Source organism: Acidovorax sp. GW821-FHT10E03, assembly GCF_059415205.1.
Genome location: NZ_JBWKMU010000007.1, coordinates 110,595 through 127,647, shown reverse-complemented (window position 1 = coordinate 127,647; position 17,053 = coordinate 110,595). Strand labels below are relative to the sequence as shown.

Sequence of the window (17,053 nt, the reverse complement as noted above, 5' to 3'; positions counted from 1 at the left end):
CAGGAGGTAGTGGACATGCACTTCTCCGAGGAGGCGAGGCAAGCCCACTGCCGAACGGGGTAGGGCTTACCCGCCGGGTGAATGAAGGAAGCCGTGTGGCCTCACAAGAAAGAGTGGCCCCCGGAGGGGGCCACGGATCAGAGGACCATCAGCCTTGGCACGTGGTCAATCGCTGGTCAAGCGGCTTGCCGCAAGGCTGTGAACAGTTGCAGCGCCGGGCCGTGCTCTCCCTGCTCCAGCGCCATGCATGCGCGCGCGACATGCAACTGCACGTTGGGAACCTGCAGCTCGACCGGTTCGATCTGCAGCAGGAGAGTTCCGTGCGGAGATGTCACGGTGAGGGTGCAGCAGCGCTTGTTCTGGCGGATTGCAGTCACGTCATCGGGCTTGGCCTGGTGCCGGTCCACCGCGAGTTGGACAGCCAGCAGAAAGTTCTCCACCACGGCCACGTCTTCCAGGTCGCCGTAGTCACGGCTGAAGAAGCGCACCTCGTAGTGGCTAGCCGATAGCGGCAACAGCTCGTCGAGGGGTGGCAGGGGAGGATCTGGCGGCTCTATCGGCGTATCGGTTGCATCGATGGGACGCACGAGTTGGTCATCGCGCAGCCGGTCCAACTTCAGAAGCAAGGCGTCGGCGTGGCTCCTTTCTTCGAGGAGCAGGCTGGTGCGCATCTTCAGAATCTGGTCGATCATCAGATGCAGCTCTTGCGCGATGGCGCGCTCGGCATGTTGTTCAATCGACTGCAGTAGCTCGGAAACAGTTCTCATGGGGACTCCTTTCGAGTGGGTGAAAAGTGAGGAAGGGCGCAACGACAAGGCGCGGCGAGAGAGAAGCGCCTACGGCAAGGGCCGGGACGTCGGAAATGGGGGGGATGGGGCGTGGCGGCGATGCGCGGCCGCACGGACCGGCGTCCGAAGACGCCAGGTCACGTGGGCACATCGCGGCTCAGGAGGAAGCCTTGTCGGCTTGCTCCGCGCCAGCCTCTGCAGCAGCAGGGGCATCGGGCCGAGCCTTGCGGCTTCGGCGAGGAGCCGTGGGGACGGCGCCGGGTGAGGAAGGTGGCAGCAGCGATGCGGGCGGCTCATTGGCTCGCTGTGCAGCCGAGCCGAGGTGCCTGGCCTCGGGTAGCATTTCGACCGCGATGTCGCGGCTTTCGCTACCGAACTTGCCCAGGACCAACCACGGCCTGACCAGCAAGGAGTTGGTCAGCCAGCGAACGAAGAAGCCAATGCGCTTGTGACGTGCCTGGCGCGATTTCTCGCGGCGCAAGGTTTCCTTGCAGGTCAGGTACAACGCCAGGTGCGTGCGCTTCATCTCGGCGTCGCGCTCGAGCTGGGTGAGCACTTCGGCGGCTAGGGCAGGGTCGCCGCGAACGCGTCTGTAGAACTCCACCCAGGTGCGTTCTTCCTCGGTTTCGATACCCGTACGCTTCGGGCGGGGACGTTTTTCAGGGGACACGGTGACTCCAGAGAAAAATGGGAGCACCATCCCCGGCAGGGAGACGAATGAATCTCCCGGGGCTTGCATGGCTGCACGGCGTGGCTATGCTGATTCTCAATCCGGCAATAGGAGAGAGACCAACATGCTGCGCGCAGGTAAAACACTCCGGCTCACACCCGCCGAGATCGAGGAGTTCCGATCGCTCGGACTCGATTTCGACGGTGTGCGAACCCAGGCCGATATCGAGGCGGCGCTTGCCCAGTGGGCTGGCGTGCTCGGTGATGAAAGGCCTGATCTGCTGGAAAAAATTGTCCTGGAAATGGCGAAGTCCAAAGGAGTGTTGCCACCCCCGAGGCTTACCGTTGTCGGTACTTCGCCTGGTTGTCCAGAGCAATCTTGATCCAGCGGTCGGCGATCTTTTCCAGGTAGATGAGATCGTCGACTTCTATTTCGCCGGCTTTTCGAAGGCGGGCGATGACTTCCTTGACCAGTTGAGGGTCATCCATAGCGAGTTGAATCGCCATGGCAGCAATGCGCTTTCGGTAGTGGCCAGCCATGGGTCAGCTCACTAGCAAGGGCAGGGGGGCAGCGTCCGATGACGCTCCCGAAGGAGACGGCAAGGGACGCAACAATGCGGCCAGAGGTCGCGATGGCACGGTGGAAGGGCGGCTTTTGCCGGAGCCTCCCAGCAGCACACAAACACATGTGCGTGCGGCGGATCGGGTTGCGATCGATGCGAACAAGGTGTTCTCCTTCGGGAAAAGGGAACACCCACTCCCGGACGGGAAACAGTGTTCCCGTTCGGGGTGCTTCGTCCGGTAGAGGGGCGAAGCGGCTCGGTGGCGACGCCTTGCAGCGTGCCGAAGACTCACATCCGGCAAACCGGACGCCAGGCACAAAGCCTGATCGAAGGTCCATCGACGAGGCGACAGACAGGCCAGAAAAACTGACCACCAGAGGGCGAGTAACGATCGCGACGCCAGCAAAGCTGGACTTCAAGGCGCTCGCGATGAGCGAGATTGAAGGCTGTGCAGACACGATGTCCGCAAGAAGCGATGTCAGTATGGGCGCTCGGGTCCACGCCGGCAAGCGCTCGTCATGTGCGCTCAATCGATGCGATTCACAAACCCGGGTTGCCCCTATTTTTGCGACTGGTGTTATGCACCTGCCCCGAACCCACTCGACCAGGGTGAGGTAGTGCTGGACAGTCCTTTATCTCAATGATCCACCATACGGTACGTCGCATGATGCGGCCGGAAATTGGGTGGATTTCGGCCAGGTCGGCACGAGCTGTCCAGCCGGCAGGCGGGCGGTAGCCGCGTACACCCCCATTGCCTTGCCACTGGCAGGCGCGAACGGTACCTGGTGCGTAAATCGGGGCTGAAGGCACTCATGAGTCGCCCCCCTGTGTAACGTCTGAGCCATTGGCGGCGGGCGGCATTGGAACAGTCGGAGTGCCCGGTTCCCCACCATTGGTCTCCTGATTCTTCACGCACAAAGGTTACTTGTAATCCGGGAGGCTTCCATATAAGCCACGCTTAGCCAGCGTCATTCCAGCCTTTCCATCTGGGCTGAGATTGCTCGCATGACGTAACCCAGTCGCCCAGTTCATCCAGCATCTGCTGGGCGCGCACCATATCTATGTGTTCATCACAAAGCTCCTGCCGGACAAAGGCAAGAAATGTATCAAAGCCCATTGGGTAGCACACATAGTCCTGGTTGAAGTTGCCATATAAGTGTGGATGGCCTTCGAAGTTCGTTTTACCCGAGTGTGCAGCGGCGCGGATGAGCCAGCCTTCATCTATGGGTTCCAGCGTGATGGTTGTCTTTGCACCCCAGCGCTTCGTCCAATAGGTCAGTTTCAAATCCGCCATAGGCTCCTCCCTTCGGTAACGGTAACATGCACGCGCATACCAGCAGTCTATAGCGTGCTATGAACTTGGGGGAATTCCCTTATATGACAAGCACTTACAGGTGCTTTTGCGAAAGTGGAAATTATGAAATTCTTTAATAAACTCAATGACTTGCGCGCAAGTTCTTAACACGCTCTAAAGCCCACCTTCAGCGTTTCAAGGCGCAGATGGGCCTCGGCCAGCAGCTTCTTGAGCTTGGCATTCTCGCCCTTGATCTCGCGCAGTCGCGTGGCCTCGCTCCAGACATGTTCAATCTGTGGCATCAGCACCTCGTCGCGATGAACGCGGGTGCAGCGCTTGTGGGGCTCACGCAGTTGCGCCGCATGTCTTCGATATGCCGACGGGGCGACCTGCAGGACCTTGCAGAGCGGCTCGACCCCGAAGGCATCGCGGTGCTTGTCGATGAAGTCTTTCAGGACTTGAGCCGACGGTCGAGCTCCACCTGGGCGAAAAACGCGCTGGCCAGCTTCAATATCTCGTTGGCCCGCCGCAGTTCCTTGACCTCGCGTTCGAGCTCCGTCATCCGCGGGGCCTCGCTGGTCGTGATGCCTTCGCGCACGCCAGCATCGACCTGGGCACGCTTGACGCATTCGTTCAAGGTTTGCGACACGCAGCCAATCTTGGGCGCGATGGGTTCGATGGCTGCCCACAACGACGGGTACTCCCCACGGTGCCCCTGCACCATCCTCACCTCGCGCTCAGCCTCATGTCGTCACTCCACTGTCCCGGTCGACCGGGAAATTTTTTCGTATGAATCTGCGGGGCTGACAGATCACAGGTTGAAGGCGTTGGCATGGGGCCCATCATTGTCTTGGAGGTTCCGGCTATGTCCTTTCATCTGAAACTCACGTCGCTTCCCGCCAGCGTGACGCAATATGAAGAGCTACAGTTCCAGTCTCTGCGCCACAATGGACAGGGACGAATTGTTCAGCAAGTTGATCCGGTGCGTGATGCACTTGTCGGGCGTGCGGTTGAATACGGATCAGTGCTTGCCTACTTATGGCGACGCCTGGGCTATCCCAATGCCGAACAGGGGGCTGATCGATTGGCTCGGTATGTTCTGAGCACGCCGCGGCCGGATATGTACCTGATTGTTGAGCCCACCTTGTTGGGAATGACTTCGCAAGTATTTACTTTTGTAGCTCCCTCCGCCGTACAGCGGGCCGCAGAGAGCTACATTCAGGCCAAGGTGTCGGCATATTCGGGCGCGGAACACGAGTTCTGGATACGGGAGCAGGATTTACGGCGCTGGAATGACTGTGATCCGCTTACTCCTTACGCAAGGGCAGCGGCACGAACACTGCGAGATCTGCTAATACCCGTTCGTCTGGAGGATGGGGAGATTGATCTTTTTGGGGGAGGCCCTCGAACGAGGCGCGCTGTGAACCCAGAGGTCACTTACTCTCAAGCTGCCAGTACCAACTGCTCAATGTGAAGACTTGAATCGAGCATCTATTTCTGGTGCACGGCGATACCATGATCCAAAAAAAAGGTGTGCGCTAGTTCAAGTTCCTTGGGCGATGCGGCAATCGATACGCTGCAGGTCGAGTGCCGCCACATGTCGATCAGCACATCCTGCGCGCCCAGAAGCACGCGAAGGGTGCTTGGCTGCAACTCCGACATACAAGTGATCCCACCGCCTTCAATGACCAGGACATTGTCATGAAGTGCCAAGACGAAATCTCCAATGCACAACTGGTTGTCGGGCGAACCTAGCGGTGTCTTGCGCACGCGCGCAAGGATCCCGCGTGTAGAACTGGGTGGTAAGGCGGACAAAGAAGAATCGCTGATGGAGGCCATGAGCACGTTATGGAGGCCGTCGGAACCGGGCATGTGGGGCGAGAGTGTATAGGTCGACAAGTAGGTTGTTTGAAATGTAACTCATAGGACGTGAACTTATCGAGAGTGGATTCATGATGCGTGCTCCGGTAGTGTTCCATGCAAGATATGAGTGCAACGGAACTGAACTACGATCCCCTCAAACGCTTCGGACGGCATTTGGCCGAAGTGAGGCGCAGCAAAGGCTTTTCGCAAGAGGGCTTGGCACTGGAAAGTGGCCTGGCGCGCAGCTATGTCAGTGGAGTAGAGCGCGGTGTGCGCAATCTTTCGCTGGTGAACATCTGTGTACTGGCCGAGGCACTCAAGTGCTCGCCGGCGCGCTTGATGGAGTTTTCGACGTCGTGCGAGCCTGATCAGGACGAGCGCTCCTGATCACTTGGCGATCGGACTCGTCTGGTGCCCGTGCCAGAAGCAATGTTCGCCCAGATCTCGGGCCAGGCGCAAAGAGCCATCGGCATGACCGCAGTCTGTGGTGATCTTGATTCGGCGATTTGCCTTGGTGAATAATACAATCGTTACCAGCCGCCGTGATTGGTCACACCACGCCGGTGCCCCCGGGTAAAAGCTTGGGGGTGACGCAGCTTGACAAGTGGTGAGAAAGATTTCGGGTGGTTGTTAGGCTCAAAATGCCGATGTCCGTCTGGAGGTGCTCATGCACGTCAAGGAAACAACCTTGGAGGACAAGGGCATCTATTCGCCTATGTTGTTCACCTGACGCGCTCTGTGGTAGCAGGTTCGTTGAAGCGAAGGGGCTGAAATGCAGCGATGGGCACGAGATCTTCGTGACGAGCTGGATCAGGCGCACAGTGTCCAAAGCGCTTTCGTAGTGCTGCAAAAGGCTGGACGATGGCTTGGCTTTGAGTGGTGTGCATACGGCCTTCGTTTTCCCAATAGCGTGGTGCGCCCCTCGTTTGTACTTGTGAGCGACTATCCTACCGAGTGGCAGCAGCGCTACAGGCAAGCCGGATATCTAGAAACGGATCCGACTGTCCGGCATGGGCTGCGCTCGCAGTTGGCTTTCGTGTGGAACGATGCACTTTTTGCCGAAAGCCCGGAGTTGTGGCGCGAAGCGCAGGCCGCCGGATTGCGGTACGGGTGGGCGCAATCGCGTTTTGACGGAGCGGGAGTGGCTAGCATGGTCAGTCTTGTGCGCTCCCGAAGGCCCCTCCAGGAGCCTGAACTAGCATCCAAGTCCCTTCAGTTGAACTGGCTGGTGTTGCTGGCCCATGAAGCATTTACGCGAGTGATCGGGCACGCCGATGTTCCCAATGTCCGTGTGGCGTTGACGCCGCGAGAGATCGAAGTGCTCCGATGGGTAGCCGAAGGCAAAACGAATGAAGACATCGCGGTGATCCTTGCGATCAAGGCGCGCACCGTCAAGTTTCACGTTGAGAACGTAGTCAACAAGCTGGGAACATCCAATCGCATGGCTGCCGTCGCCCGGGCTTTATCCATGGGCCTGCTGAATACCTCTTGACACCAGTTGAATAGCGGGATACCTCCCAGGCGCGAGCGCCTGTGGCAGGGGCGGTTCGTCCCGGGCGGCGGGTTTGTGCTGGGCAATCGCTTCCACTTGCCGCGGTACCATCAAACCGCCAGCGGTCACATGATCCTCCTTCATGGCGGTTTTAGCGGGAACGTCAGGCGCGACGCGCACGTACCTTTGACCTGCAACCCGCCACCCGCCACCCGTACCAAGGTAATAGAGAATCCGCGCAATCGAGAGGAAGCGCGATGCGCAAGAGCAGGTACACGGACGAGCAGATCATTGGATTCATCAAGCCGGCCGACGCTGGCGTGAGCGTGGCGGACCTGTACCGCCGAGAGGGTTTCAGCTTGGCCATGTTCTACAAGTGGCGAGCCAAGTTCGGCGGCATGGAAGCCAGCGACGCCAAACGGCTGCGCGACCTCGCAGCCTAGAACAACCGGCTCACGGCTATCTGGGGTTCAGGCCCGACCTACGATGTGGCCGTGGTGTTGAGAAACGGCTTGTTCCAACGGCCGATGTCGATGCGGTAGTGATAGGCCGTGTCGAAATAGTCCACCTGGCTGTCGCTGTTGTCGTACCAGTCGGCGGACTTCAGCGCCTTCAGCGCGCTCTCGAGAACGGGGAAGATATGGCTGTTGGCAGGAAGCTGGTCCTGGATGTGGCTCGCTACGTGACTAAGCTGCACGTGCCCATCCTGGATGGGATAGAACGGCTGACCTCGTCGCTCGGCGGTAGCTCTCGCTACCGTGTTCAGTTCGCCAATGATGTCCGCGGGCGCTGCCATGATGGTCATGACAATTTCCACATTGTGGCGAATCGCCAGCGAGTATTTCCAGTCCTTGGGCATGCACTTCTTGAGTTCGGCGGCAATGACCTCTTTCTTGGCCTGATCGATGAAAGCCATGGTGGTTCTCCAAAGAAAATGGGGAACCATCCCCCCGAGGGAGAAGATTCCCCCAATGGGTTGATAGACATGCGGCCAGGCGGCGGCATAGGGTGGAGCAGCGGGGCTGCGCTGGGCGGGTAACGACCGCAACGCCCGAGAGACTCGGGAGGCCCGGAGGGACGGAATTGTCAGATGACAGAGAAAGTGCAAACTCTGCCAAGTAAGTGCAAAACTGCTGACACAGATAGTGCAAAAAAGGCGCTCCGGGAGTTGTTCAGCGCACTTGCTCGGGCAATGCACCAGATGCCACGCCCAGCGGGCGTGCGCAAGCCAAAGTTCCGACGGCCGGGCTACAGTTAGCGCGGCCCGGATGTCTCCGAACTGCCAAGACCAGTCGTTCTCGGCGGGCACCCAACTTGAGCGATTCGGCCGTGCTACACACTACTGCGCCGACGACTCCTGCCCGAACTTGATGAGGTTGCCGTCCGGGTCGATGACATAGAGTTCATCCATGCCCCATGCCGTGCGGACCACGGCCTTCAGCGAGGGTAGCTTCGGACTGAGTTCTCGATGCACGGCCCCGATGTCCTCCACGCGGATATAGCATGAGGTGTTTTCGGCGATGTGCTTTTCGTTGCAGGCCCAGAAGTGCAGTTCCGTGTCCCCACGCACCGCCATGCCATAGGAAAAGCCCTCAAAGTGCTCCGTTCGGAAGCCGAGCACGTTCCTGTAGAAATCGAGAGTGCGCGTCATATCGAGTGAAGCCAGGACGGGGATTGCCTTGCCGAAGGATGCTGCTTGATTCATTGCTCATTCCGGTTTGCTTGGGGAAGCCATTTTGCAGTCGCGGGCCATTTGCATCTACTGCTCCGAGGATGAACAGCCGCTTTGGAGCTTTCTGAACTTCGGCTTCGGGCGTTCTGGCAGCAGCGCCCATGCCAGTGACAGAGAAAATGCAAAAGGCGTTTGAAATCAACGCCCGTGTTTTCACTTTCTCTGTCATTCGACAGGAATCGGCCTCAGGCAGGGTGACCGGTGCAGTCTGCCGCCCATTGGTACGAGGCGGAAGAGGGCAGAAACTATCGCGACATGAAGCAATAGCGGTTTGCGCCGATTGCAGGTCGCGGATCGCCATCGGCGGCAACGGATACCTCAAGGGCGAAACCGCGTGCGGCTGCCTGATCGCTACGCCGGCAGCCTCATCAGGCCTCGGAGTGTGCTGGAAATGGGCACGGCCCCGCTGTGAAGTAGCGGAACTGTGTCTACCCCGTGGATTGATTCTTGTAAAAGCGAAGCGCGGCCATGTGGCGTTGCCTCGCGCGGAAAGGGCGCCACTTGTTGGTGGGCTGTCATCCGGTGTGAACCGGTGTGGGTGGCCGGTCCGTGTGGTGTTCGACCTCTCGGTTGCCGGCGTTGGCGCACTGGTCGAGGTAGATCTGTTCGATCATGCCGGTGGGCACCTCGATGCCGAGCGTGGCGAGCTTGTCAGCGACAGTGTTGATATCCGTCCAGTCCAGCTTGGGTTCGAGCAGGCTGTCATAGACGAACTGCTCGTCTTCCCACGGCGCAAGGTCGGCGTAGAGGACATGCAGGAAGAGCTGCCGTAGGGGCCGGTCGTAGCCGGCAACCACGGTGATCTTGCGCTGGCAGTATTCCAGATGGATAAAGTGGCGGCTCACAGTGCGGTCTCCCCATCGCCGAAGGTTGGCATGCCATCGACGGTAGGCGCGTCGGCGTCGAACTTGATCCAGACGATGCCGCATGGCCGCGCGATGCGGAAGATGGCGGCCAGGTCGGCTTCCTCGGGCACTGAATCTTCGGCGCCGATATACACGAACCCGCCGTAGTCGTTGGGGTAGGCCGCTACGGAGAGGCTGCCTTCGGCGAGCCGCTGGCTCGTCGGGCCGCTCAGGTGGGCGGTCGAGATCGCCACCAAGGGCTCCGTCAAGCGCAGCAGGGATCGGGTGAGCGCGCCGATCATGGTGCGTCTCCCATTGTCTTGCGCGCCGGGGCGCGGCGTTTATACGCGCGGCGGGCGGCGCGCAGGAAGTCCATGCCGCATTGGCGGCAACGAAAGCAGATGCTGACTCCTAGTGTTCCGAGGAGATGGCTTTCACCCGGGCAGACAGGGCAGGTCGGGGCGGTGGCATGCGACATGCTCGCCTCCGATCACGAAAATACCGCCGGTTCGCGGCTGCAGGCATGGTGGTTCATGGGGTTCTCCTTTCAGTGAATGAAGAGAACGCAGCTTCCCGGCGGGAAGCGTGGTTCCCGGGGGAAAAAGGGGTGCGCAACGCGCGCCCGAGGTCTGTAATGCAGATAACGCCTGCGACGCCGGTCGTTGACCGGGAATACTTCCGCGAAGGACGCGAAAGCGGGAGACGAGGCGATTGTGGAAGCTTCGGAAGGTCGCTGGCGTGCGCCTCGGCAACTGCCTACGCAAATGCCCCATGGGGCAGGGAATTTGCGCGTGGCAAGGTGCTCAGGAACGTGGCATTCCGCTGACCGCTATCCAGCTCCAGACGGACAGGGGGTCTCCTTGGCGTCCGATCAATGCGAAGTACGCGCCCAGATGCTCGGGCGGAACATCGACTACTGCGTAGATTGCGCCGTAGCGCTTCTCCTCGCGCGGCTCCAGGCCCCACTGCTGCAGCTCTGCCACGGCGGGATGGTCTGGGCCGACCCGCAGCCTGGGTTGCCAGTGCCCATGTGCCTCAGGTCCGCTAGCGTCATCGAGCAGACGGCGGATGCGCCGGATGTAGCTCTCGGGCGTGCAGTAGCGCCCGCGCGGCTGGAGGCCACCGCCTTCGCAGGCACCCGCGAAGTAAACCGCCTGCCGCAGCACCTGGGTGCGCGTGCCGACCATGCACGCCTCCCAACTGCGCGAGCGCTTGTTGGTGATGGTGTCGTAGACATTGTTGTCGCCGCACTCGATGGCCACGATATAGCGGTCCTCGTCCAGACCGAGCGAGGCGCCGGTGACCAGGAACGCGGCCCATTGGTACTCGATGCGGTAGCTCATGGTGTGACCTCTCCGAACAGGCTGGGTTGGGCCTCAGTGGAGGGCCAGACGCGCTCCCCAGCATCCATGGGGACGAGAGCCACCTCGACGCAGCCCTCGGCGTCGTCACGGTTGGTCACGAGGTCACGGCCGTAGAACGCATCGCGCGCGGCGGTCGCTTCGCGCAGATCCAGTGTGATCCGGAATCCTGAAGCTCCGCGAGCTGTTGGCCCCAGCGTGAATCGTGAGCTGTATGCCTCCTCGAACTCGCTGAAGCTCTTGAAGGGCGACGTGGTCCAACAACTGCTGGCCTGCCGAGCGGAAGCCAGGGCAGCGCCGAGCGTGACCAGGATCTTCAGTCCGAGCTGATCAGCCAGTTCCTCCGGCGAGAGCGCCGCCTGCAAGGCGGCTCGCCACAGGCCCAGATAGGCCTCGGGTGTGACCGTGCGCCGGCACACCCGGAGCGTGCCGTCCACCGTACGCATCGCGCGGTCGCCGCACAACAGATTGATGAGCCGGTAGGCGGGAAGGTAGGGCAGTACGCCGCGGCCCGCGCCAAGGATCGTCGGTCGGGGCGCACTCGCATCGTCGGGCTGGTCCCAGGCGATGGCCATGAAGTGGGTGTCGCTATAGAGTGTGGCGTCCTTCGGCAGCGCGACGACCGCGCGGGCGAACTCGTTGAGCGGCTGGATAGCCGCCGATATCGTTTCTGTTGGCATGGAAATGCTCCAAAGAAGGGACGCCCGCCGCGAGGCGGCGCGTCCACGGGATGCGGGCCACCAGTGGTGGCTTGGGTTCCGGCCGGCTCAGGGACGCTGGAGCGCCACCAGCTCGGCACAGAAGTCTTCGGTGGCACGGGCGGTGCCTGCGGATGCCACGCAATCGAACCGGGTGTGTCCTGCGGGGACGTTGAACCCGGTGCCGCCTTTGCGGGCGATAGTCGCCAGCACGCGGCCGACGTGCACGTTGCTGTGCCGTCGGTTTCAGCGGTACGCCGGGTGTGTCCCGGGACTTCTCGGCGTCCACGACGCGCGCGCCTGGCCCGAAGGCCAGACCGCTGATCAGGTAGTGCCGGCCGGTGGCCAGCGCACGCACCTCAATGGAGTGGGGCGTGTGGATGCGGGCGACCTAGCAATCGCCGAGACGTTGCGTTGCAACGAGGTCGCCGGTGTTCAGCGCGCCCTCGCGGGCGAGCCGAACCAGCCGCAGCGTGCCCGGCGGTACGGGTTCGCGCTGGGGCGGCTCGCTGTACGTGCCCAGGAAGCGGCTGCGGCAGATGTGCCGGGCCGATTCGCGGGTCTGGTCATCGACCGCCTCGCCATACGTCTTCGCGTAGCTGTCCAGCAGTTCGTCGAGCATGGATTCAGTGCGCAGTTCGGCATCGGCGTTTAGGCGCTCGATCGCGACTTTCGCCCACAGCGGCAGGTACTGGTAGGGTGTCGGTCCCATGTCAGCACTCCGCCGACGGTAGGGGCTCCTCGACCGGGTCGGCTCCAAGGCGTTTCAACAGGTCGTCGATTTGTGGGATGCCAAAGTCGCTTGGTTCGAAAGGGCGGCCGCCCGGACTGAGGCCTTCGGCCCGGACGATGCACAGCGCTTCGACCTTGTCGTGGCGCAGGCGGTAGAGGGCATCGATGACGATCTGTGCGGCATCTTCGCCGAGGATCTCCTCGAGCTCGGAAGGGGCTCGGTCCAGCGCCTCATCTGCGCAGGCACGGCTGGGTTTTAACATGGTGTTCTCCGGAAAAAGGGAACACCCTTCTCCCTAGGACGCGGTGTTCCCTGGGGATAGGCAAGCGCGGATTGCGCTCGAGTTGAGGCAGGTGACGTCTGCGGCGCCCAGCTCTAGCCGGGATGCTTCCAGGACGGAAGCGGGGGAGTTTCAAGTGTCAGTGCACGCGACTGTCATGTGGAAGGGAGCGCAAAGACTCCAAGCGCAATTCTGCAAATAGGCGGCGGTTTGGCGTGGCGGTGATGCGGTATGGCGTGCTTCCGTTCTTCAATCAACATTCTGCGACGTCGTCGCCAGCACTCTGAGCAGACGCGCGAGCTCTCCCAAGCCGTGCGCGATCAGCCTCCTCTGGCCCCCTTTGCGCCGCGACCAGCCGTACACTGCGAGCAGCTCCTCGAGCGTTTGCAGCCCACTAGCCGAGCCATGAAACGAGGCTCAAGCATCAGGCCATCATCGCTCCCGATGCCCAGACTAGGCACCGGACATCCACGCCGATATGCACCTTCATTAGGGCAACGCTGAACAAGTGGTCGATTTCAGCGACGCGCTGTCTGGTTGATCGAGCACTCCGAGATGGGAAGGCCGCAGCGGCTCGATGGCGAGCCCGATTGCGACCATTTCTGGCCCACGCCCGCGCATAGCGGTTGTTGCGGGCGCACTCATGCCATGAGGCGCCGGCGCGCCAGGTAGATGTTGGCCAGGCTCAGGGCGACGAACGAGCGCGTGGCGTTCTTGGTCAGCCCGCGGTAGCGTACCTTGGTGAAGCCCCATAGCCGTTTGACCACCGCGAAGACGTGCTCCACGCGGGCGCGCACCCTGGACTTGTTGCGGTTCTTCGAGCGCTCGGTTTCGTCGATCTCGCCGCCTTTGCGCACGCGCTGGTTCGTGAAGTCGCGCGCCCGCGGCGCCTTGGCCTGGATCAGCGCCTTCTGGCTGGCGTAAGCGCTGTCTCCATACACGCGCTGCTCGTTGCCGTGCAGCAGATCGGGCAGCGGATGCTTGTCGTGCACGTTGGCTGCGGTGACCACGGCGCTGTGCGCCAGCCCGGTGCGGCTGTCCACACCAATGTGCATCTTCATGCCAAAGTACCACTGCTGGCCCTTGCGGGTCTGATGCATCTCGGGGTCGCGCGCCTTGTCCGCGTTCTTGGTCGAACTCGGCGCGCCGATGATGGTGGCGTCCACGATCGTGCCCGTGCCCACCTTCAGACCTCGGGCCTGCAGTGCCTGGCCTACCGCGGCGAACAGTTGCTCGCCCAGCTTGTGCGTCTCCAGCAGGCGCCGGAACTTCAGAAGTGTCGTGCCGTCCGGCACACGCTCTCGCCCGAGGTCGATGCCCACGAAGCGCCGCAGCGCCGTGCTGTCCAGCAGCGCTTCCTCGCAGGCCTCGTCGGCCAGGTTGAACCAGTGCTGCACGAAGTACATGCGCAACATGCGCTGCAGCCCCACCGGCGGGCGCCCGTTGCCCGGCTTCGGGTAGTGTGGCTCGATCACCGCGCACAGTTGCTCCCACGGCACGATCTCTTCCATCGTCGCCAGGAACACATCGCGCCGGGTGGGGCGGCGGTATTGCTCGAATCCAGCGCCCTGATCGGCTGCCGCAGCGAGGCTCTGTTGCTTCATCGGTTCACAACGCAATCGAGCCGCCAGTGGTGGACTTGTTCAGCGTCGCCTTAGGAAGTGCCCCTGGTTGCCCTTCGTGATCTAGTGCATTTTGGGGGCACGCTCGCCCTCTTTGCTCTTAATCAGGGCCACTGGCGCAGCCCAGGCCACACGACCTGGTTCACCTCTCCGAGGAGGATCTCCTTGCAGGTCTTCTTGGGCAAGTGGGAGCAGCCCGGCACGATTTGATTCATCGCGTACTTGCCTTGGCCGCACGCCCTTGAGGCTTGGGGTATTGCAGATATTCACTGGTGAAGAACTACTAGTTAGGGTAGGTCACAAAACCTAGCTGCTTTGATAGATTCAGAACCAGTAGCTGCGCGATTGAATCGTATTCGATGAAGGATGAATTGTCTTCATTAATGATCTTTAGATTGGCAAGCTAATTTTTTTCACAACCAGGCGCCAAAATGATTGAATTGCCCATCGACTATCAGTTTTCCTCGGTCGACCGTGACGCATTGCGCGATAAATTGCTCAATATTAAAGTCAATCCCTACAAAAATTACGCGGAATTTGAGGTGAGGATCGATGAGTTGATGAGAAACAATCTCGTGCCGTCTTCGTTTGTTGAGTTTTGTGAATTCAAGAGGGAAGCCGATCTATTTGAAGAGCCGTATGTATTTTTGCGCGGCTGCCCAGTTGATCCTTCGCTGCCGTATCTTGATTTCGATGAGCCTGTTATTGACAAGCGCAACAGAAAACTTACCTACGTAGCAGAGGGATTTCTTTTGTTGTACGCGAAGTTGATGCATCAAGAGCCAATTGGTTATGCTAACGTCAATGATGGGGACATCTTTCAGGATATCCATCCCAAGCGCGACTTGATAGCAAGCCAGTCGCAAAAAGCGCTAAAACCAATCTTCTTCCATAAAGATTTAGCCAATCACTTCGTGCGCCCTGATTGGGTGAATATTCTCGGCTTGCGCTCGTCCGTTGAAAATGAAGTTTATACTTCATTTGTGCGCAATAAGGACCTATTGAATGAGCTTGATGCCGAAACACAATCGATCCTGCGTAGCGCCGAGTTTTATACTCCGTTTGATGACCTGACCATGTATAAGAGCGCGGTGCAGCTTGATAACGCTGATATGCATCCTATCCTTGGAGGAGCAACGGACACCGATATTCGTTTCTTTGAAAACCGCACAGAGGGAAAAACACCCAGAGCAGAACAGGCTGTTGCACGTCTGATCGAGGTGCTTCATCGTCTCAAAAAGCGTGTTCTGATACAATCAGGTGACTTGCTTGGATCGGCAAATAATGATTGCCTTCACAACAAAGATGTATACGTGGTTCGTGATGAGAAAGCATTGAAAGAGCGTTGGTTGATGAAGACCGTTAATGTTCGCTCGCTCCATGATCACCAAGCGCATTTCATTGAGGGGCGGCCTCGCATTGTGCGCGGCTAATTCAGAGAATTTCCAGATGAGATGGTTACTGAGCCATCGAAAGAAGGCCGCGCTCGCGCTATAAGAACTCGTTGATTAGCCATGACCACATCTCAATTAAAATTGAATACTAAAGAGCCCATCAAAGATGCCACGATACCAAAAGATTCCTGGCGGGTTGTGCTTATCATGTGCGCCGCATCGATGGGGTATTTCGTCGTGCAGCTTGATGTGTCGATTGTTAATCTCAGTTTGCCTGCCCTGCAGGCATATTATGAAATCGACGTTGCGATGCTCCAATGGATTGTCAATGCCTATACTCTGGTATTTTCAGTCTTACTTCTTTCATCTGGAATTCTCGGCGACCGCTACGGTAGTAAGCGTTTTCTCATAATCGGATATTCCATCTTTTTTGCCGGATCGTTGGCTTGCAGTCTTGCTCCTAACATCTCCTTTTTGCTTGGCTCGAGATGTATTCAAGGCATCGGCGCTGCCATTATCGTGCCCAACTCCCTAGCGGTCATAAATTGGTCATTCTCTGGCCAGCAGGCGCTGCGGCTGACAATGCTTTCAATTTGGATGGCCTTTGGAGGCATTGGGTTAACGTCAGGCCCAATTGTTGGAGGGATAATTACATCTTTTGCTACTTGGCAATATATATTTTTTATAAATCTCCCCGTTTGTTTGCTCGGTATATTTCTAACGGCTCGCTTTGTTCAAGCGCCACCGAAGGCGGCTTTCCGTAAAAATGATTGGGCAGGTCAATTCTTTTTATTTGTGTCATCAGCTTCGTTGCTGTTGTTGATTATTAATTACACTGACCTCTCTTTGATTTTGGTGGGTGTGTTGTGCGCAGCAGCAGTCGCCGGTTTCATTTTTTTCATCCGAATTGAAAAGAGAATATCAGAGCCTGCTATACCAATTGATTTATTCGCAGATAGATCGCTTCAACGTGCGCTCATAGTGGGGGTTGCAGTAAATTTTCTTTATTTTGGCATTGTATTCTACGCAAGTTTGTACTTTCGCGATGCATTTAAAATGAATGCGTTCCAGGCAGGTCTTGCATTCATTCCAGTAACTCTTCCATTGATTGCTGCAAATATTCTCAGCGGAAAACTGAGTCGAGATAGAAGCCCGGGATATTCGATTGTTATTGGGCTTTGTGTTTTGATATCTGGTGCGCTTTTGCTCGCTCTGCCCTCCATGCTGCGAGAATATTGGCTAATGCTTCCGGCTCTTACACTCATTTCATTTGGCGTTGGTCTGATCACTCCAATGATCACGGCGACGGCTTTGCAGACCATCGGGCCGGAACAAGGAGGTATGATATCTGGCGTTATAAATTTTGCGCGTCAGATAGCTGGTGCCTTTGGGGTTGCGGTCTTTGGATTGGTTGTCGTGCATGACGATGTGGTTACTTTTATTTCGCTGAAATATTTCAGCATCTCATTAATTGCAACATCGATTGTTTTGCTGTTTTGCGCGCGAGCGTTTTATGCTGCGGTTTATCAGAAGCCCAGATGAAATGATCCCGGACAAGTATTTAAAAATGGAATATTAATGGTTTCAATTGATTTTTCGGTAGCTTTTTCCTAAGGATTCTGTGCGCAAATCCCCTCGGGCTGCGATTGCGATGCGAGCAAGCTACGACAATATAGGTAAGAAGCAAAGCATTCTGGGTCCGAGCACTACAGTCAGGTG

At 58.6% G+C, this 17,053-nt stretch carries 21 protein-coding genes, 3 pseudogenes and 1 other annotated feature; of the genes and pseudogenes, 7 read left to right on the top strand and 17 right to left on the bottom strand.

Annotated features, from left to right (window positions below; all coding sequences use genetic code 11):
• Positions 1 to 176: 176 nt before the first annotated feature.
• Positions 177 to 767, bottom strand: a complete 591-nt coding sequence (locus tag AC07OD_RS13990) for a hypothetical protein (protein ID WP_494597219.1) — start codon at positions 765 to 767, stop codon at positions 177 to 179.
• Between the two features lie 178 nt (positions 768 to 945).
• Entirely contained in the window at positions 946 to 1,458 is a 513-nt protein-coding gene (locus tag AC07OD_RS13985; RefSeq protein WP_494597217.1) for a hypothetical protein, read from the bottom strand.
• 124 nt (positions 1,459 to 1,582) lie between these two features.
• Between AC07OD_RS13985 and AC07OD_RS13980 the strand changes: the two genes are divergently transcribed.
• A complete protein-coding gene (locus AC07OD_RS13980; protein ID WP_494597215.1) occupies positions 1,583 to 1,840 on the top strand; it encodes a hypothetical protein in 258 nt (85 codons plus the stop codon).
• Here AC07OD_RS13980 and AC07OD_RS13975 read toward each other — a convergent pair.
• The 5 genes and pseudogenes from AC07OD_RS13975 to AC07OD_RS13955 all read right to left on the bottom strand — a co-directional run.
• Positions 1,797 to 1,997, bottom strand: coding sequence for a hypothetical protein (locus AC07OD_RS13975; protein ID WP_494597213.1), 201 nt, complete (start codon positions 1,995 to 1,997; stop codon positions 1,797 to 1,799). The genes AC07OD_RS13980 and AC07OD_RS13975 overlap by 44 nt on opposite strands.
• 650 nt (positions 1,998 to 2,647) lie before the next feature.
• A pseudogene (locus tag AC07OD_RS13970) lies at positions 2,648 to 2,830 on the bottom strand (hypothetical protein); the annotation flags it as partial.
• A gap of 148 nt (positions 2,831 to 2,978) precedes the next feature.
• Positions 2,979 to 3,314, bottom strand: a complete 336-nt coding sequence (locus AC07OD_RS13965) for a hypothetical protein (protein ID WP_494597211.1) — start codon at positions 3,312 to 3,314, stop codon at positions 2,979 to 2,981.
• A gap of 164 nt (positions 3,315 to 3,478) precedes the next feature.
• The gene (locus tag AC07OD_RS13960) at positions 3,479 to 3,616 is read right to left on the bottom strand and encodes a hypothetical protein (RefSeq protein WP_494597377.1); all 138 of its coding nucleotides are present in this window, start codon (positions 3,614 to 3,616) and stop codon (positions 3,479 to 3,481) included.
• Positions 3,593 to 4,038: pseudogene (locus AC07OD_RS13955) on the bottom strand (IS3 family transposase); the annotation flags it as partial. The gene AC07OD_RS13960 and the pseudogene AC07OD_RS13955, both read right to left, overlap by 24 nt.
• Positions 3,695 to 3,811: a sequence feature (AL1L pseudoknot), on the bottom strand. Its footprint overlaps the pseudogene before it by 117 nt.
• 141 nt (positions 4,039 to 4,179) lie before the next feature.
• On the opposite strand from AC07OD_RS13955, the gene AC07OD_RS13950 reads away from it, so the two are divergent.
• Complete coding sequence (locus tag AC07OD_RS13950; RefSeq protein ID WP_494597209.1) at positions 4,180 to 4,788, top strand: hypothetical protein; 609 nt, start codon at positions 4,180 to 4,182, stop codon at positions 4,786 to 4,788.
• A gap of 17 nt (positions 4,789 to 4,805) precedes the next feature.
• On the opposite strand, the gene AC07OD_RS13945 is transcribed toward AC07OD_RS13950, so the two are convergent.
• On the bottom strand, positions 4,806 to 5,153 hold the full coding sequence (locus AC07OD_RS13945; RefSeq protein WP_494597207.1) for a hypothetical protein: 348 nt from the start codon (positions 5,151 to 5,153) through the stop codon (positions 4,806 to 4,808).
• 138 nt (positions 5,154 to 5,291) lie between these two features.
• Between AC07OD_RS13945 and AC07OD_RS13940 the strand changes: the two genes are divergently transcribed.
• From AC07OD_RS13940 to AC07OD_RS13930, 3 genes and pseudogenes are all read left to right on the top strand, one after another.
• Positions 5,292 to 5,564 (top strand): helix-turn-helix domain-containing protein, encoded by a 273-nt coding sequence (locus AC07OD_RS13940; protein WP_494597205.1) that lies wholly within the window; start codon positions 5,292 to 5,294, stop codon positions 5,562 to 5,564.
• A gap of 385 nt (positions 5,565 to 5,949) precedes the next feature.
• The gene (locus AC07OD_RS13935; RefSeq protein ID WP_494597203.1) at positions 5,950 to 6,669 is read left to right on the top strand and encodes a LuxR family transcriptional regulator; all 720 of its coding nucleotides are present in this window, start codon (positions 5,950 to 5,952) and stop codon (positions 6,667 to 6,669) included.
• A gap of 257 nt (positions 6,670 to 6,926) precedes the next feature.
• Positions 6,927 to 7,103 (top strand): annotated as a pseudogene (locus tag AC07OD_RS13930) (transposase); the annotation flags it as partial.
• Between the two features lie 47 nt (positions 7,104 to 7,150).
• On the opposite strand, the gene AC07OD_RS13925 reads toward AC07OD_RS13930, so the two are convergent.
• The 9 genes from AC07OD_RS13925 to AC07OD_RS13885 form a co-directional block, all read right to left on the bottom strand.
• Positions 7,151 to 7,585, bottom strand: coding sequence for a hypothetical protein (locus AC07OD_RS13925; protein ID WP_494597201.1), 435 nt, complete (start codon positions 7,583 to 7,585; stop codon positions 7,151 to 7,153).
• A 423-nt stretch (positions 7,586 to 8,008) separates the two neighbouring features.
• The gene (locus AC07OD_RS13920; protein WP_494597200.1) at positions 8,009 to 8,374 is read right to left on the bottom strand and encodes a bleomycin resistance protein; all 366 of its coding nucleotides are present in this window, start codon (positions 8,372 to 8,374) and stop codon (positions 8,009 to 8,011) included.
• A 542-nt stretch (positions 8,375 to 8,916) separates the two neighbouring features.
• Positions 8,917 to 9,246 (bottom strand): hypothetical protein, encoded by a 330-nt coding sequence (locus tag AC07OD_RS13915; protein WP_494597198.1) that lies wholly within the window; start codon positions 9,244 to 9,246, stop codon positions 8,917 to 8,919.
• A complete protein-coding gene (locus tag AC07OD_RS13910) occupies positions 9,243 to 9,548 on the bottom strand; it encodes a DUF5983 family protein (RefSeq protein WP_494597196.1) in 306 nt (101 codons plus the stop codon). The genes AC07OD_RS13915 and AC07OD_RS13910 overlap by 4 nt, the downstream gene beginning before the upstream one ends.
• A gap of 501 nt (positions 9,549 to 10,049) precedes the next feature.
• Complete coding sequence (locus AC07OD_RS13905; protein ID WP_494597195.1) at positions 10,050 to 10,589, bottom strand: hypothetical protein; 540 nt, start codon at positions 10,587 to 10,589, stop codon at positions 10,050 to 10,052.
• The gene (locus tag AC07OD_RS13900) at positions 10,586 to 11,287 is read right to left on the bottom strand and encodes a hypothetical protein (RefSeq protein WP_494597193.1); all 702 of its coding nucleotides are present in this window, start codon (positions 11,285 to 11,287) and stop codon (positions 10,586 to 10,588) included. Before AC07OD_RS13900 ends, AC07OD_RS13905 begins: the two co-directional genes overlap by 4 nt.
• Positions 11,288 to 11,696: 409 nt before the next feature.
• Positions 11,697 to 12,017, bottom strand: a complete 321-nt coding sequence (locus tag AC07OD_RS13895; protein ID WP_494597191.1) for a hypothetical protein — start codon at positions 12,015 to 12,017, stop codon at positions 11,697 to 11,699.
• A gap of 1 nt (position 12,018) precedes the next feature.
• Entirely contained in the window at positions 12,019 to 12,300 is a 282-nt protein-coding gene (locus AC07OD_RS13890) for a hypothetical protein (protein WP_494597190.1), read from the bottom strand.
• A 659-nt stretch (positions 12,301 to 12,959) separates the two neighbouring features.
• Complete coding sequence (locus AC07OD_RS13885) at positions 12,960 to 13,922, bottom strand: IS5 family transposase (protein WP_494597188.1); 963 nt, start codon at positions 13,920 to 13,922, stop codon at positions 12,960 to 12,962.
• Between the two features lie 449 nt (positions 13,923 to 14,371).
• Between AC07OD_RS13885 and AC07OD_RS13880 the strand changes: the two genes are divergently transcribed.
• Complete coding sequence (locus tag AC07OD_RS13880; RefSeq protein WP_494597186.1) at positions 14,372 to 15,373, top strand: hypothetical protein; 1,002 nt, start codon at positions 14,372 to 14,374, stop codon at positions 15,371 to 15,373.
• Positions 15,374 to 15,454: 81 nt separating this feature from the next.
• The gene (locus tag AC07OD_RS13875) at positions 15,455 to 16,876 is read left to right on the top strand and encodes an MFS transporter (RefSeq protein WP_494597184.1); all 1,422 of its coding nucleotides are present in this window, start codon (positions 15,455 to 15,457) and stop codon (positions 16,874 to 16,876) included.
• The last annotated feature ends 177 nt before the right edge of the window (positions 16,877 to 17,053 follow it).

Excerpts from the sequence above, each read along its gene's own strand:
- AC07OD_RS13965 (WP_494597211.1), bottom strand. The coding sequence starts at position 3,314 with ATGGCGGATTTGAAACTGACCTATTGGACGAAGCGCTGGGGTGCAAAG.
- AC07OD_RS13925 (WP_494597201.1), bottom strand. The coding sequence starts at position 7,585 with ATGGCTTTCATCGATCAGGCCAAGAAAGAGGTCATTGCCGCCGAACTC.
- AC07OD_RS13885 (WP_494597188.1), bottom strand. The coding sequence starts at position 13,922 with ATGAAGCAACAGAGCCTCGCTGCGGCAGCCGATCAGGGCGCTGGATTC.
- AC07OD_RS13975 (WP_494597213.1), bottom strand. The coding sequence starts at position 1,997 with ATGGCTGGCCACTACCGAAAGCGCATTGCTGCCATGGCGATTCAACTC.
- AC07OD_RS13980 (WP_494597215.1), top strand. The coding sequence starts at position 1,583 with ATGCTGCGCGCAGGTAAAACACTCCGGCTCACACCCGCCGAGATCGAG.
- AC07OD_RS13900 (WP_494597193.1), bottom strand. The coding sequence starts at position 11,287 with ATGCCAACAGAAACGATATCGGCGGCTATCCAGCCGCTCAACGAGTTC.
- AC07OD_RS13895 (WP_494597191.1), bottom strand. The coding sequence starts at position 12,017 with ATGGGACCGACACCCTACCAGTACCTGCCGCTGTGGGCGAAAGTCGCG.
- AC07OD_RS13990 (WP_494597219.1), bottom strand. The coding sequence starts at position 767 with ATGAGAACTGTTTCCGAGCTACTGCAGTCGATTGAACAACATGCCGAG.
- AC07OD_RS13935 (WP_494597203.1), top strand. The coding sequence starts at position 5,950 with ATGCAGCGATGGGCACGAGATCTTCGTGACGAGCTGGATCAGGCGCAC.
- AC07OD_RS13940 (WP_494597205.1), top strand. The coding sequence starts at position 5,292 with ATGCAAGATATGAGTGCAACGGAACTGAACTACGATCCCCTCAAACGC.
- AC07OD_RS13950 (WP_494597209.1), top strand. The coding sequence starts at position 4,180 with ATGTCCTTTCATCTGAAACTCACGTCGCTTCCCGCCAGCGTGACGCAA.
- AC07OD_RS13945 (WP_494597207.1), bottom strand. The coding sequence starts at position 5,153 with ATGGCCTCCATCAGCGATTCTTCTTTGTCCGCCTTACCACCCAGTTCT.
- AC07OD_RS13875 (WP_494597184.1), top strand. The coding sequence starts at position 15,455 with ATGACCACATCTCAATTAAAATTGAATACTAAAGAGCCCATCAAAGAT.
- AC07OD_RS13880 (WP_494597186.1), top strand. The coding sequence starts at position 14,372 with ATGATTGAATTGCCCATCGACTATCAGTTTTCCTCGGTCGACCGTGAC.
- AC07OD_RS13920 (WP_494597200.1), bottom strand. The coding sequence starts at position 8,374 with ATGAATCAAGCAGCATCCTTCGGCAAGGCAATCCCCGTCCTGGCTTCA.
- AC07OD_RS13905 (WP_494597195.1), bottom strand. The coding sequence starts at position 10,589 with ATGAGCTACCGCATCGAGTACCAATGGGCCGCGTTCCTGGTCACCGGC.
- AC07OD_RS13890 (WP_494597190.1), bottom strand. The coding sequence starts at position 12,300 with ATGTTAAAACCCAGCCGTGCCTGCGCAGATGAGGCGCTGGACCGAGCC.
- AC07OD_RS13960 (WP_494597377.1), bottom strand. The coding sequence starts at position 3,616 with ATGCCACAGATTGAACATGTCTGGAGCGAGGCCACGCGACTGCGCGAG.
- AC07OD_RS13910 (WP_494597196.1), bottom strand. The coding sequence starts at position 9,548 with ATGATCGGCGCGCTCACCCGATCCCTGCTGCGCTTGACGGAGCCCTTG.